The organism is Pseudomonas sp. FG86 (assembly GCF_057808775.1).
Genome location: NZ_JBMDIS010000003.1, coordinates 213,606 through 227,311 on the forward strand (window position 1 = coordinate 213,606; position 13,706 = coordinate 227,311).

13 protein-coding genes and 1 pseudogene are annotated in these 13,706 nt (G+C 51.8%); 9 read left to right on the top strand and 5 right to left on the bottom strand.

All coding sequences use genetic code 11. The annotated features are described in order from the left end of the window. Nucleotides 1–174: 174 nt before the first annotated feature. Nucleotides 175–1,068: an eCIS core domain-containing protein gene (locus tag ACODSV_RS03365; RefSeq protein ID WP_489044917.1), complete on the bottom strand. Its 894-nt coding sequence runs from the start codon at nt 1,066–1,068 to the stop codon at nt 175–177. A 398-nt stretch (nt 1,069–1,466) separates the two neighbouring features. Beyond that, on the bottom strand, nt 1,467–2,504 hold the full coding sequence (locus ACODSV_RS03370) for a hypothetical protein (protein WP_489044919.1): 1,038 nt from the start codon (nt 2,502–2,504) through the stop codon (nt 1,467–1,469). 440 nt (nt 2,505–2,944) lie between these two features. Here ACODSV_RS03370 and ACODSV_RS03375 point away from each other — a divergent pair, with 440 nt between their 5' ends. The 3 genes and pseudogenes from ACODSV_RS03375 to ACODSV_RS03385 all read left to right on the top strand — a co-directional run bounded on the left by ACODSV_RS03375 (nt 2,945) and on the right by ACODSV_RS03385 (nt 4,650). Beyond that, nucleotides 2,945–3,385 carry a LexA family protein gene (locus ACODSV_RS03375; RefSeq protein WP_198718861.1) on the top strand — a complete coding sequence of 147 codons (441 nt, stop codon included), beginning with the start codon at nt 2,945–2,947 and terminating at the stop codon, nt 3,383–3,385. After that, nucleotides 3,382–3,828 (top strand): annotated as a pseudogene (locus ACODSV_RS03380) (Y-family DNA polymerase); the annotation flags it as partial. The gene ACODSV_RS03375 and the pseudogene ACODSV_RS03380, both read left to right, overlap by 4 nt. Nucleotides 3,829–4,119: 291 nt before the next feature. Continuing rightward, on the top strand, nt 4,120–4,650 hold the full coding sequence (locus ACODSV_RS03385; RefSeq protein WP_238547550.1) for a DinB/UmuC family translesion DNA polymerase: 531 nt from the start codon (nt 4,120–4,122) through the stop codon (nt 4,648–4,650). A gap of 71 nt (nt 4,651–4,721) precedes the next feature. Here ACODSV_RS03385 and ACODSV_RS03390 read toward each other — a convergent pair whose 3' ends face one another. Together ACODSV_RS03390 and mobI are read right to left on the bottom strand one after the other, a co-directional pair. Further along, complete coding sequence (locus tag ACODSV_RS03390) at nt 4,722–5,027, bottom strand: hypothetical protein (RefSeq protein ID WP_010466333.1); 306 nt, start codon at nt 5,025–5,027, stop codon at nt 4,722–4,724. Between the two features lie 58 nt (nt 5,028–5,085). Further along, nucleotides 5,086–5,550: a conjugative transfer protein MobI(A/C) gene (mobI, locus tag ACODSV_RS03395; RefSeq protein ID WP_010466334.1), complete on the bottom strand. Its 465-nt coding sequence runs from the start codon at nt 5,548–5,550 to the stop codon at nt 5,086–5,088. A 508-nt stretch (nt 5,551–6,058) separates the two neighbouring features. On the opposite strand from mobI, the gene ACODSV_RS03400 reads away from it, so the two are divergent. Continuing rightward, nucleotides 6,059–7,078 (top strand): ParM/StbA family protein, encoded by a 1,020-nt coding sequence (locus ACODSV_RS03400; protein ID WP_010466336.1) that lies wholly within the window; start codon nt 6,059–6,061, stop codon nt 7,076–7,078. A 583-nt stretch (nt 7,079–7,661) separates the two neighbouring features. On the opposite strand, the gene ACODSV_RS03405 is transcribed toward ACODSV_RS03400, so the two are convergent. Next, nucleotides 7,662–8,357 (bottom strand): LexA family transcriptional regulator, encoded by a 696-nt coding sequence (locus tag ACODSV_RS03405; RefSeq protein ID WP_148306051.1) that lies wholly within the window; start codon nt 8,355–8,357, stop codon nt 7,662–7,664. Between the two features lie 453 nt (nt 8,358–8,810). Here ACODSV_RS03405 and ACODSV_RS03410 point away from each other — a divergent pair, with 453 nt between their 5' ends. From ACODSV_RS03410 to ACODSV_RS03430, 5 genes are read left to right on the top strand one after another with little or no spacing between them, the layout of a single operon-like run. Then, on the top strand, nt 8,811–9,371 hold the full coding sequence (locus ACODSV_RS03410) for a transglycosylase SLT domain-containing protein (RefSeq protein WP_010466339.1): 561 nt from the start codon (nt 8,811–8,813) through the stop codon (nt 9,369–9,371). After that, nucleotides 9,368–9,874, top strand: a complete 507-nt coding sequence (locus ACODSV_RS03415) for a hypothetical protein (protein ID WP_010466342.1) — start codon at nt 9,368–9,370, stop codon at nt 9,872–9,874. Before ACODSV_RS03410 ends, ACODSV_RS03415 begins: the two co-directional genes overlap by 4 nt. Next, on the top strand, nt 9,867–10,304 hold the full coding sequence (locus tag ACODSV_RS03420) for a hypothetical protein (RefSeq protein ID WP_489044924.1): 438 nt from the start codon (nt 9,867–9,869) through the stop codon (nt 10,302–10,304). The genes ACODSV_RS03415 and ACODSV_RS03420 overlap by 8 nt, the downstream gene beginning before the upstream one ends. A 1-nt stretch (nt 10,305) precedes the next feature. Continuing rightward, the gene (locus tag ACODSV_RS03425) at nt 10,306–11,079 is read left to right on the top strand and encodes a FlhC family transcriptional regulator (RefSeq protein WP_489044926.1); all 774 of its coding nucleotides are present in this window, start codon (nt 10,306–10,308) and stop codon (nt 11,077–11,079) included. 4 nt (nt 11,080–11,083) lie between these two features. Then, the gene (locus ACODSV_RS03430; protein WP_489044928.1) at nt 11,084–12,514 is read left to right on the top strand and encodes a 3'-5' exonuclease; all 1,431 of its coding nucleotides are present in this window, start codon (nt 11,084–11,086) and stop codon (nt 12,512–12,514) included. Nucleotides 12,515–13,706: the final 1,192 nt, after the last annotated feature.

Below are 13,706 nucleotides of genomic sequence, written 5' to 3' on the forward strand. Positions count from 1 at the left end.
TCGCGTATCGTCCTTAACTGACTATGAGGTAAGAACAATATGTCTGATTCCGAGCGCTACCACCCTCTTGTTCGTGAGAATTAAAGCCTTCGCTTGTGAATTAAAGCTGTCGCAGATCGCTGACAACTTGATTCGCAACATGCCTACAGCGACAGATGTATCTCTGTATTTGTGTCATTGGCAAACCCATCCGTAGGGTCTGCCACCTGCTGAGCAGAAGCCTGTGCATCCCACCGCAACGTTTGAGCCGCTCGCGCAGTTTGAGTTTGGGTTAAAGCCAGTCGTAGGGCCCCAGCAACCGCAAGGCTGGGTTACCGCGCCACTCGGCATGCCGCCTGGCATTGGCATCGGTAGAGGCGCGGGTATGGGCATCGCAACAGTGGAAACCGAGCTAGACACCTCTTGTCCTGGACGCTCCTGCTGGGCCCACGCAAAGAAGCCATTCCCTTTCTCGTAAGCTTCGTCTTCAACGCTGTTGGCGTTTCGGGAATAGTGCACGGCAAAACTGCTGACACCCCAGTTACGGTATTGATCAACATGTGTTAGCTCATGTGCCCACAACGAGGGATCAGCAGCGCCTCCTTGATCTCTGAACACTACTACGTCAATCAAGGTGACTGCATTTGCAGCCCCCCCCTGTTCAAGAAGGCGGGCCAGGTTCACAAACCCATTATCCCCGATCTTGAATCTGACCTGATTCATGGACTCCTCCGAAACGTACCCTGTGAGGTCTCGCCGGATGCTGTCCGGTATAGGAGCAGAGCCATTGATTGCCGTGTCCCGCGAAGCCCGGATGGCTTGCTCCAGGATCGGACCAGTCAATAAGTTGGCTTGTAGTTCGTTCAGAGCATTCGCGACATCCTGTACGGCCTTTTGCGCCGTAGCACCTCCCTGATCAACGATGATTTTACCTTGTTGACCCAAGTTTTCAGGGCTCATTCCGCCATGCTGCAAGTTGCAGACAACGTCCAAGACACCGCCACATGCCATGACCGGCGATGTGAGGAGAGATAAGGCTAATCCGGCCACCAGGCGCCGCAGGCGGTCATTGAGCTTGATCACACGCATAGGTATCCCCTTTTAACAATTTCATCCACGCTAAAGGGGACAGCAAAACTCCGATTAATCGCTGGACGATCCACCGTTGAGTCGGTTCATGATGAACTGCTTGCTCTACTGGTGTTAGTTCCGCATGTTCTGTTTGTCAATCTAAGGTGATCTGAAAGTGGTTGATGATCATTGGTCTAGTCGCTTGCTTCATCGTTGATTCATGGCCCGGCTACCGACCTGCCGCCGGTGCTGTTAACCCTACACCAAACCTTTGTCCTCCCTGGCTTCGACAGTCTTAATTCTCTAGCGCATCAGTCCGAACCGGCGTTTTTGTCTATTGCGACAGATTTGCGCTTCCTCCACAGGAGGCTGAAACCCGCGCATCGGCGCCGGCGACCTGACGCGCTGATTGGCTTTCAACCTTTGATTTCGTCCCGCATGTTGCGCGGCCCCACAAAACGCATCACCACCAAACTTGCAAGCATTCCAACCGCACTGCCGAGCAGCAGCCAAGCGCCAGGAGCGATTGCGGGGCTGTCCGCGAGCAGGCCCAGCCCGCCTGCAATTGCAGCGCAACCAACCGACCTGAAGAACGGCTTGGCCTTCAACTGAAGAGGAGCAAGCTCGTCGACGCGTCGCTCGACCTCCTCCGCACCTGCAGCGGTCTGTTGTCTGATCGACTCGCTGAACTTAACGAGGTCTAGCGTCCGTTCGTCTTCCGCGGTCGTATTCTGCTCTCGGTGTAAGCGCCGATCGTTAACTGCCCTCCGGACTATCGACTCGTCAGGCAGTCCTGGTACGGAATTCCAATGGCATGTTTTGACGCCATAAGCGCTGAGAAATCGAATCGAGACGTGCGGTCGTTTTAGGACCTGAAGATATCGCTGATCAAGCACAACGACCCACTCATCCCTATCATCACTCGGCGCAACTATCATCATCCGCTCCGCAGCAGGGTATTTTGCTTCACTGACCCAGGCAGCAATTGATGACTGCTCGTGCCTTCGCATCAACGCGACACGGTGCTTGCCTTCGTGTGCAAAGAAAATCCCCAGTGCGGGATACCAGATGTACAGCACATCATCAGGTGTGCAGAAGTCGCTCTTGTATTTGGTGATCCTTTTCCAGACTTCATCGTCACTGACGTCCTCAGGAAATCCCCCAATGTTGGAGCCGACGACGTAGCGAGGATCCACGTAGGCACGCAAGGCCCGCTGTTGCAGGTCCTGCTCCCAATTCAAGAAAGGTAATACCAGCCGCATAAAGTCGCTTGGCCAATATGCACACGTGTTACCGCGTGCTGAGGCCATCCAGTCATCCTGAAGAGCCTGGCTCGCTCCGCTTTTGGAAAGTCTGTCCAACGTGATTTTCAGGTCGCACAAATATCGGACTTCACGCTCAAGGGCGTCCGATACCGTCGATTGCAACAGGTTCAGTGGTTCATCATTTTTCACGCAAATGCCACCTCACATAACACTGCCGACGTTCGAGCTCGGGACACGCATTCCTTTCGGCGGATTGAAGGAGACACGCTTTCAGAACTGGTCCCTAATCCGTAATGGATTGTCATCTCGGCTCCTCGATTGGTCGTCCGATTCTGACTCTAGGTTTCGGAATTGTTGCGCCTGTTCGCGACGCTGTCGCAGGCCAGAGGCTCACTGTTCGCATAATACGGCTAGCGCCTGAAAATGGTCGTAGTTGGACTTCTCACCATACGGAATTACTCCTTAATCAGGTAGATATCCCGATTTCGAGGGATCGGCTTCGCACCGCTTCGCGGGTCGTCTCCCTTGCCATTTTTCCCTGCGCAAGCGCCTTTCGGCGCGTGGAATTTGTGGCGAGTGCCCTTCAGTGTATGCTTCGCCCATATACTGTACATTCATACAGGCACAACATGAACGATATTGCCATTCTAGGACGCGTCCGCCTCGAACTTCCCGCCGCGGCACTTCCCTTCTTCACATCGACGCTGAGTTGCGGCTTTCCGTCTCCTGCAGAAGATCTGATCGAGGAAATGAGCTCGCTGGACGAACTCGCCATCTCGAACCCACCGGCAACCTACCTGGTGCGATGCGCCGGGGACTCAATGATTGATGCGGGGATCTATGAGGGCGACGTCATTGTCGTCGACAGATCCAAGAAGGCTGTGAATCGTTCGATCATCGTTGCTGTCTTTGAGGGCGAGTTCATCTGTAAAAGATTAATTTTTAGCGCCGGTAGCGTTCTGTTATGCCCTGAAAATAATAATTATTCTCCGATTGTGATTAAAGACATCGAAAACCTAGTGGTGTGGGGCGTCTGTACCTTCAACCTCCACAAGCTATCCACGATATGACCCGCAAGGCGTTCATACTTATTGATGCCGACAATTTTTACTGCTCCTGTGAAAGAGTTTGGCGGCCTGAGCTCTGGAATAAACCGGTGGTCGTCGCTGGAAGTGGTGATGGTTGCGTTATTGCTCGTAGCCCTGAGGCAAAATCTCTCGGAATCAAGATGTCCGACCCTGTACACCTAGTCCGGGAAGAACATTGGCGCTCGGGACTTATTATCTGTTCCGCGAATTTTCCTCTCTATGGGGACTTGTCCTCAAGGATGATGCGCACCATCGCGCCCCTTGTACCCGCCTTGACGGTTTACTCAATCGATGAGGCCTTCTGTTTATGCGATGGAATGAGCGATGACCAGTTACACCAGGTGGCTGTACAGATCCGCGCAAGGGTCTTGGCATGGTGTGGGCTGGGAACTGGTGCTGGCATTGGCCCCACCCCCACCCTGGCAAAGCTCGCGTCCTACGCCGCGAAGCGTGTGACGAAAACCGGACTGGTCAACCTAATGCAACCCGAAGACCGGCTCATGATGCTCCACCTTGCGCCCGTCTCCGAGGTTTGGGGAATTGGACCTGCCGTAACTGAGAAGCTCCGGTTGATGGGGATAAACACCGCGGCGCAATTCGCTCAGCTCCCGCGACACGTTGTTGAAAGGGAGTTTCCTGTCACCGTCCTGAGAACCCAGCTAGAGCTCAATGGCGTCTGTGCCGTCCCTCTGACTGGAAACGACGGAGTACGTGACATGATCAACGTCTCCCGCAGTTTCACCGCGAGAATCGAGTCAGAGAAGGACCTGGTTGCTGCCACTGTGGATTTTGCCGCTCGGGCTTCGGCGAAACTGAGGAAGCAAGGTTCAGTGGCATCCGCCATGCGGGTATATGCGCGAACAAGCCCCTTTGACAACAAGCAGGCACCCTACGCTAAAACGGTAACCGTCCCTTTCTCTCAGCCGGTGGCTGATGCTCGGGTCTTCGCTCGTAGCGCCGCACAAGCCGCACGATCGATTTACAGGCCTGGCGTTCGTTTTTCTAAGGTGGGGATTCTGCTCATGGGGCTGCAGTCCGCAACGGAAATGCACCAGCAAGACATGTTCGGATATGACGCTGGCGCGGAGGAGAGAGTAATGGGGGCAATTGATCAGATTAATGCCAAATACGGTCGAGGTACCGTAAAGCTTGGTCGTTCGATTCTATCGGCTGAAGCAGAAGGTCGCGGTAAAAACGTCAGCCCCGCTTTCTCGTGCCGGGCGTCTGACTTGAAATTGGTTTACTGACAGGAACTACTGCGCACTACTGCAAGCAGCAAGCTGCTTGTCCCTGTCCATTTTCCCTTCGGGCTGCGACCTCAGTCCTTCTTACTGAACACCAGAGCGAGGTGGTTCCGCTGTGGTGCAGTCTTACCCCACGCCTCCTCGATACGTTGCTTCGCGTGGACTTGTGCCGGCATTAATGGCTGGTGACCGTGCTCCAGACACTCCAGGGCGGTACCCTGACCTGCCTCCTCCAGATAGCGGTACGGCGCTTCTATGAACGTCGCAAAGGGGACGCTCGTTATCCGACTTACCCTGGCTTCACAGTAAATGTCTGCCCACAGGTTTAGCTCGTTACGACCTATGGTGATTGGGGTGCCCGCATCGCCTTCGTTGGACATTTGTTTTCCTTATGGTTTGAGATGGCCAAAGCCTACAACATGTCAGCGAAATGCAACCCTAGATAGGAGGGTTGGCATTGACCCTGCGCTGCAGCTCGAGCAGTTGCTTACGCGCCTTCATGTTCATGACCAAAGCCTCCCGAAGCATTGCGAATTTTGGTTCGTATTGGTGAAACAGCTGCTGAAGCCAGTAGTCCGCTTTTCTGATGACCGCATTCGGATTGTATGTGTAGCCATCTCCTTTCCTGATCACCTCCTGCCGTTGCCTCTTACCACCACCTGGCTTGTCGGAAAAAATAATTCGCGTCCATACGATAGACACCGAGCCTTCTCTGTTTGTCTTCACTTGGACACTCCGATAGAGAAGCTTGCCCTCGTCCTTGGCATCTTGGATGAAACCATCTTTCAACCGGAGGGCTTCGGTTCTGAGTAGGTCATGGATGGCATCGCACTCCTTAATCATTGGCAGGTAACGGGCACTCAGCTCGCCGCGAATGGCAGCGCCAGTGATAGGTTCAATCATTTCACTACCCTTATAAGAGAAATCCAGCGCCCCACATTTCCCTTATTAGGGTCGACATCAATCAGCGTCGAGCAGCAAGGGAAAGGAGGTCTACACACTATTGCGATTTCTTTAGTCACATTTCCCTTATAAGGGAAATTTCAACAGACTCTAAAATCATTGTTATCAAATCGTATCTTCATTTCTTTTATAAGGGAAATACAGATCAGAGCATTGAGGTTGAACGGCCGAGACCAAACCACCCGTTTTCAGGGGTTAGCGGGGCATTTCGAATGATTTTTTGATTGCCCGGACATGGGGTCGAATTGGGGGGTTGCATATCTGAAATCGATGGCAGGATTTGAACGTAGGACGTTTGTAGACCGTTTGTTGTTTGCCGGAATGCCAACGTCGTTGCGCATACGTTTTTTGAAACCCATCGCGAGTGGTCGATCGACGAACGATTGTCGACCGATTGTCACCGCGACTTTTCAGAGCATCTAACCCAAGCAAGGCGCTAAGGAGCACCATGGCCACTAAACAGAAAGGCACCCAACCATTTGTCGTGGGATTGGATATCGGCTATTCGAACGTCAAGCGCGTTTCTGGCTATGCCGACGATAACGATCCCGAAGTCGTAGTTCGTCCAGCACAAGCGGCCCCCATGAGTAGTCTCAACGGCAATGCGACGCTTAAGGAAGGTGAGCACTACGTGCACGTCAATAACGTGCCATGGGTTGGATTTGTAAGCCCTGGTCGGGCGGGAGTGAAGCGAGAGCTTCATGCTGATTACCCTGCGACAGATCTGTACAGAGCACTGTTTAATGCGTCCATCAGCGACGCATGCAAGGATGGTCGGACTGAAATCGATCACCTCATCACTGGCCTACCTGTAAATCAATCACGCAACCCGGACCTGGTTGAGCGACTGACCAAACAGCTTTCGGGGACTCACGTGGTCGCGCCTAAACGCGAAATCACCGTGCACAAAGTCACCGTGCTGCCTCAACCGGTGGGCATTCTCAACCACATTTACGCATACCATCCTGACGCCGAAATTTTGGATGAGTCGGTCGTTCTCGTCCTCGATCCGGGCTTCTTTTCTGTAGATTGGGTAGTTTTCCGCCGTGGGGACATTGTGCGGGATTCGTCGGACTCCTCTATGGATGCGATGAGTGCACTCCTTGATGCCGTTAACGCCGAAATTGCCAAAGACTTCGGTGGTAACGGTCCAGGGCGGGACAAAATCGAGATCGCCCTGCAGAGCGGCAAGCAATACGTTTACCTGTATGGTGACGCGGTTGAACTAGCACCCTACATACAGCGAGCATCCTCAGTCGTCGCGCCGAAAGCGCTTCTCAACATGAAGCAGCAGATGCGCTTTCTCGAAGGCGAGGCCATTGACTATGTACTGTCCGGAGGGGGTGGCGGCGAGTACTACCTTGAAGCTGCAAAGGACGTATTTCCTCGCTCTAAAGTGTTATCGCCTCCTGCGCCAGTTGCCCCTGTTGCTTCTGTTGCCTATGGCTACTTCCTACAACATCAGTAAGGAGTAGGTGATGAGTGAGATGGATGATGACGAGTCGACCCTCAAAACGCTTGTGAAGCTCACTGCGGAGTCAAAGCTTCTGTACCAGGACCTTCAGACCACACCTAAAATGCGAAGGGCCCGACGCCTCATCTATCTCGCTCAGATGGGCTTGATGGCTGAAAAAAGCATGGAAGCTGGGCATTCGCCCATAGGGCAAGTCTCTTCGGTTCTTGCTGGTCCTCCAGCAATAACCCCTGAAAAGGTCGTGGTTAAAGCAGGCTGCGCGTCACTAGACGAGGGGAGGAATTCTAGCGAACGAGTCCGTAGCCTTGTCGAAAGCCCAACAGAAATCCGGGAGGAAGAACAGACTCATGCGGGCAATCTGCTGCCTCCATCCAGTGAAACCGCTGTCGCCCCTGCCCTGCCAGCCGAAAGGGTCGTACGCATTGACGTAGAGCCTTCCCGGCCAAGGGCTTCTGGACCGGCCGGAGTTGTTCGGCAAAGGCGAGCCCCCGGATGGTCGGCAGACCTAACCAAAACATCATAAAAAAAGCCCGCAAAATATTGCGGGCTTTTTTTTAAAATGTGAAATATTTGTGAATTAAAGTGCGCTTAACGAAACTTTACAAACCAATTTTCCAATAACAATTGTATCGGGACTCTTAAGATCGCCCGTTTCCGGCGTAACCGATACTGTTGTGCCCATGATATTTGGGTTGGTAGAGGTAAGTGCAAAACCTGTGATTACAGGAGAAACCTGACGAATAAGAACTGAATTACGCATCGCAATAAGGAAAACACCTTCGTCAAGTGAATTTCTTGTTATGTCTACAAGGACAATATCATTCCTGCCAACTACTCCTGCCATGGCGTCGGTATTTACCGATACCGCTCTCGTTCTATCAGGTGTCAGACCGTACTCAGACAATAATCTAAGAGGAATAGGCAACGTCTTCATCACCGGATCTACACCACCTTCAGCAGGAGCATGGGGTATGAAATTCAGCGTATAGGCCAAATTTTCCGGGGTTTGTACCAATAAAGATACGGCATCCCCGGTTTCAGGTACGTCGGATCCGGTGCTTAGATACTCGACTGTAGTTTCTAATGCTCGGGCAAGAACGATCAGTCGTTCCCTAGGGCAAGATGTTCCCTTATAGAGCATATTTTTCACCGTCGATTCCGCCTCCTCAATCAAGTGAGCCAGCTTCGTCGCTGAAAGATCCTTCCTCTTCATCAGCTCCTGCACTCGACTAACGAAAGCCTCATGAGTTACGGCTTCAGGTGAATACTGCATTTGTGAGCGGTCCTCGACTATTGCGACCCTGGTGTCACTTCCGACGATGTAAGACTTCGTAGGATTAGGTGTAGATCAGCGTACGCAAAAGGGAAATTTTCATTTATAGGTGGGTCAATTTACACCTATTCATAGGTTCAGATCAAAACAGAAATTCAAATACGTATCAGGGTAGATTTACCTGATGTCAGTGTCAGATTAAGTAATATCATTTTGACGTCACAATAGTGGCCTTTAAGGGTTATGGATCCAAAAACCTCACCTTTTTTAGGGAAAACCTTAGGAGTTCCCCAAAAATCTAAGGTTTTTCCTACCGCTCGTCCGGAAAATAGACCTCGTTTACACTAAATCGGGGTCACATCGTGATGAACCATCTTGAAACATCCTGAACCATGAGTAGAATGCGCCGCATGAACAGCGTCACATTTACACAGCGGATGGGGTCAGATTGCGATGGAATGGTTCAACAAATCGCTGGTAGCAGCAGTCCTAACCGGGATTGTTAGTCAGCACGCCGCGGCATTCAGCCTGAAAGGGACAGTGTGGGAGCAGGAGGCCAACCGCCAATGCAAGGTTGACCCAAAGCTCCTCTATGCCTTTGCAATTGTTGAATCAAAGAAATACGCAAAGCAGATGGTCACTCCGAATCCTTATGCCTTGAACATCTCAGAAAAGGCATTCCACCCAGCGACCAAAACTGAAGCTGCGACCCTTTTGACGAATGCTTTGACAAAGACTCGATCAGTTGCCGTGGGTGCTATGCAGGTCAGTCTTCGGTGGAATGGTCATCGAGTGGCAAACCCTAGTGAGCTTTTAGACCTCCGGACAAATGTTCGTGTCGGCACCGAAATTCTCTGCGAGTTCTTAAAGGGTGGACAAGGTGATTTACCACTCGTACTGGGTCGGTATCACACACCGAATAAAGACCTGGAAAGCGTAGCCCGCGAATATGGCCGCAACGTAATCGCTGTGTGGCGCAACCTGATAGTCCTGGAACAAGAAGGTGCCAAATGATGGACGCATTTGCTTTAGACCTGACTCTACGCCTTGCCAAGGAATGGGCCGTCAACAATGATCCAGCTTTTAGCCGATACTTCGATCTTTCCCCAGTGGACCGCTTGTGGATCGTTAATGCCACCGACTCAGACCTCTCTGAAGTGTCAGCGATACCCACGTCGATCTTGTTTGTTAACGTCGGAGATTTAGGGGCCCAAACTCCGGTATTCCGCACACCCTCTCCAGCTGTGACTGCGATCAGCCAAATCCTTGGTGCCGTCGCGGACGATCTAAAGACACGCGGCCGGGTTGCTCGAATCAATTGGGGAATCAACAGCGAAGAAAAAGCCGATTGGCTGACGAAAAGCACCATGAAAGACAGGATGCTGCTCGCCGATCAAGGGCGCGTTACGTTCTCGGCGAGAACCCCATTCAGCAAGATTCAAGTGGGTTTTCCGGATAGCAACGTGAGGATTGCCAATGTCATGAGGATATTGTCAGGAGGCCGCCGCAGTGAATAAAAATCACCTAGCACAACGCCTTCTCAAAGCCGGTATGAGCTCAGTATTGGTAAGTATTCAAACGGGCCTCTCTTCTGACCAGGTTTTGATGCCAGTTACGCGCAAAATACGCTCGATCCGAGATGTAAGCACAGCTAAATCACTTCCTCGCCTTGAAGAGATTCTGGAAAGTGCAACTAAGGCTTCTGATGGCGCAGCCTTGCTCCTGCTCTACACATCGAAGGCTGTCGACTGGCAAATACAGATCGACATTGATGCCCTGGTTAACGCGTATGAGGCATACCTCCGCGAGTACTTGGGCAGCGCTGGGGTTAACGCCCCCTCCCCTCTTTCACTTGATGAGGCGTGGATTCTCACTCGAGAGCTCAGGTCCACCAGCGAAGTATCTCTACATAACAAATTAATCTGCAGCATTATGAAAGGGCGTTGAAATGGACGAATCACTTGCCAAAACCCTCGTTCACGTAGGGTTTCGATCCGCAATCATCCGAATCCACACAGGCATGACTCGTAAGCAGGTCACGAGCTTGCGTAAGCGAGAAGGTATTGTTGGTCCATCCGAATCCGGCCCCCTTCCTAATGCAGAGAGTCTCCTCGCCAAAAAGGAAGCAACCCTAGAAGCAAGCCTTTTCATGCTGGCCTACTTGATCACGGCCAAATCGCCGCGAACAACGATCGACGTCGAAGCTGTTATGGCTGCTCACTCACAGTACTACGACTGCCATGCGGCACTCCGCAATGGTCAACTCGACTTAGAAAACGTTCTGGAGATCGATGACGCGTGGGTTATCGCCCGTGACTATCGCTCCAAAGAAGTAACCATGCGATCTTGCAGCACCTGCCACATTGAATTCGTGGTGAGCATAAATCGTCCTAAACATTGCTGCCCCCTATGCGATGGTGTCCAGGTCCGTGACCGCTTCCATTGCGATCACGCTGATCGAGCTGTTTCTAAGCGGTCAGTTGCAGAGTTGATCGAGCTATCCAGAAAAGTTACCCAGTGGGCGAATTGGGGTTACTCGCCTACAGAAATTCAGAAGGAATTGGGAATCTCGCAAAAGGAATTTGATGCTTGTACAAAACTCCAAGGTTTCACCGATCCGCAGCTTCAAGGTGTGCTCAACAAGTACACAAGCGGTGACTCTCTTGTTAAAGCGCTATTGAAAGATTCCCGTTCGCGGCCTGTGCATTCAAAGGTGCTGTAAATCCATGCATGCGCCGACAGAGGAGCAGGCAGCATTTAGAAGGGCCGCTGTGGAGCTCCTAGAGGCTCCACGAGGTGTTATTAAATCAACCGCTGGGGCAGGTTGCGGAAAAACCACCGCGTTAAAAGGGGCAGCTTTAGACTGCCGTAAAGCCGGCGCAAGCCGGCTTCTTGTTTTGGCATTCAGTAAAAATCTGGTTACCGACCTGCAGGCTACATTCGGTGATGTTGCGTCTGTGCGAACGTTCAATAGCCTGGCATTTGAATGGGCACGCAATAGCATCACTGGGCGTAACGTCGGTCAGATCTACGCTGCGCATGTCATTGAAGCCTTTGATTTAGATAGTAAAAAGCTACCAATTGATCACGTTCACTTTGCAAAGGTGATCATTGGTGTCCTTTCGAATTACTGTTACAGCAGCAACCGCGAGATCAGCCGCCATCACATCCCTTCCTGGGTTCAGGATCCTGTTGTAGGTGACCTTGCCGCAAAATATGCTCAGGTCCTTTTCAACGCCTTAAGGCCTGGCGCCAAAACCCGTTTAAACCTCCCCCATGACGTTTATGTTAAAGCCTGGCAACTCGACGGATGTAATGGGCTATCCGCATTCGATCAGGTCTACATGGACGAAGCAAACGACGCCACAGACGTCATGCTTTCATGTCTAGCATTCGCACGCCGTGCCTGCTACGTGGGTGACGCAGGGCAACAGATCTTTTCGTTTCGTGGATCAAAAGATGCAATGCTCAAGGTTCCTGGTCGGCAATACCCGCTAACCCTTTCATTCAGATTCGGCCCACAAATTGCGAACCTTGCAAATGAAATTCTCTCGAAAAAGTCCACCCCTCCCCCAATAACGCTTCGCGGAATGGCCGGTAAAGCCGGCCGCATCGGACCAGTGCCATCAAAGGAACCACATACTCGGTTGTTTCGCACTAATACCGGCGTTATCCGTGACGCCTTGGTCCTTGGGGATATGGCCGAGTCTTACGCAATAACAGGGGACACAAGTGACATCCGGGAGAAAATCTATTCGACGTATGCCCTGATGAGAAACTCATCAAGAGAGGCAAGGCATCCTGCATATGCCTTCTTCAAAACCCATGACGATCTAGCGCAATGGGCTGCGAGCAACCCACTTTCTGAGATTGGTCTGATTTATGACTTAGCTAGAGACTACTCGGAAAGGGAGCGCGACCTGGACAAGATACTTTCGAATCGACATCCCCCGAATAACCCTCGAATTCAGTTGATGACCTGCATTAGAGCAAAAGGTCGGGAGTTCAATAACGTCGTAGTGAGAGATGATTTCCGCACACGATCGACCAGCGGTTTCAGGCCCCCCTCCCCCACCCAGTTAGATGATGAACTTAATCTCCTTTACGTCGCGGTCACACGAGCAAGGTACTGCGTTGAGCTGCAACCCGAGTTTTAACCACGTCTAACAGAAAGCCCTCCGGGGCTTTTTTTTGTACCTGAGATTTATGATGTGTGTTCCTTCGTAATTCCCACCATGGGAATTATATGCCGACATTTGTAGATCGATTGTCGACCGAAAGTAGCTCGGTTGTTTCGGCAGCGCATCTGCACGTAATCCTTCATCGCGATTGCCGACCGCTAGTCGATCGATTGTCGCCCGTTCGTGAGCTCCCCAATCCAGCTGGCAAATTAAATCGGATCCGCCTTAATTCTTAATAGCCGCGACGAATGGTCAGGGTGATTGAGCGGTAGTGTGTCAGCGACATTCCTTTCATTACCCCATAATCAGCTGCAGCATTAGGATGGACGCCGTTCAACTGCATCCCACTCGCCCCTCGCCTTATCATTTTTATTTAGGCGCTATATCCAATTCCCACTATGGGAATTTCAACTATCCACTTTAGACTCAGACTGCCTGAGGGGCTCACCACAAGACCTGCCCTGGATAAACAACTCCAATCGGTCTGTATGAATTTTGACGTTCCCTGATTAATTTTTCCAATCGATCCACAAGTCAGACCGAGCCCCGAAAACGGCCGTCGAGCCAGACCTAAAAACACATTCCCACTATGGGAATTCTGCCGCAGTTAGGAACAAACCAGCCGGCCTGGTGGGGCCTCGACCCTTTCGATATCAAAGTGAAATCAGTCTTTTCGGCTTGGGGCTTTAAATCGGTACTTGAGTCACATCGAGCCTCAAGAACGACCGCAAAAAAACGCCGAGATCCACATTCCCAGTGGTGGACTTTGCCCACCAAGAATTGGGCCTCCAAACGACCAAGGCCAGCTTCACCACGATCGCCAAAGTGAACGAACTTTGAGACGCGGCCAAATTAGGTTGTTGATTCAATCACGTGGCATACGGAGCCGGGACGGGCCCCGCCGTGACATCCATAAATACGAATTCCCACAGTGGGACTTTCATGACTGGTGCGTCCTGCCAAGCGAACAGGACGAGCCGTACACGGTCAACGACAACGACCTCTGACGCTCTTAGCCTGGTCGACGAATCGATCACGAGACACACAAAACCGAAAGAGCACCACCGTGAAAACCATTAATACGAATTCCCACAGTGGGACTTTTCATGACTAGTGCGTCCTGCCAAGCGAACAGGACGAGCCGTACACGGTCAACGACAACGACCTC

Coding starts and splice junctions, on each gene's coding strand:
- ACODSV_RS03365 (WP_489044917.1), bottom strand. CDS start 1,068: ATGCGTGTGATCAAGCTCAATGACCGCCTGCGGCGCCTGGTGGCCGGA.
- ACODSV_RS03375 (WP_198718861.1), top strand. CDS start 2,945: ATGAACGATATTGCCATTCTAGGACGCGTCCGCCTCGAACTTCCCGCC.
- ACODSV_RS03385 (WP_238547550.1), top strand. CDS start 4,120: ATGATCAACGTCTCCCGCAGTTTCACCGCGAGAATCGAGTCAGAGAAG.
- ACODSV_RS03390 (WP_010466333.1), bottom strand. CDS start 5,027: ATGTCCAACGAAGGCGATGCGGGCACCCCAATCACCATAGGTCGTAAC.
- mobI (WP_010466334.1), bottom strand. CDS start 5,550: ATGATTGAACCTATCACTGGCGCTGCCATTCGCGGCGAGCTGAGTGCC.
- ACODSV_RS03400 (WP_010466336.1), top strand. CDS start 6,059: ATGGCCACTAAACAGAAAGGCACCCAACCATTTGTCGTGGGATTGGAT.
- ACODSV_RS03405 (WP_148306051.1), bottom strand. CDS start 8,357: ATGCAGTATTCACCTGAAGCCGTAACTCATGAGGCTTTCGTTAGTCGA.
- ACODSV_RS03410 (WP_010466339.1), top strand. CDS start 8,811: ATGGAATGGTTCAACAAATCGCTGGTAGCAGCAGTCCTAACCGGGATT.
- ACODSV_RS03415 (WP_010466342.1), top strand. CDS start 9,368: ATGATGGACGCATTTGCTTTAGACCTGACTCTACGCCTTGCCAAGGAA.
- ACODSV_RS03425 (WP_489044926.1), top strand. CDS start 10,306: ATGGACGAATCACTTGCCAAAACCCTCGTTCACGTAGGGTTTCGATCC.
- ACODSV_RS03430 (WP_489044928.1), top strand. CDS start 11,084: ATGCATGCGCCGACAGAGGAGCAGGCAGCATTTAGAAGGGCCGCTGTG.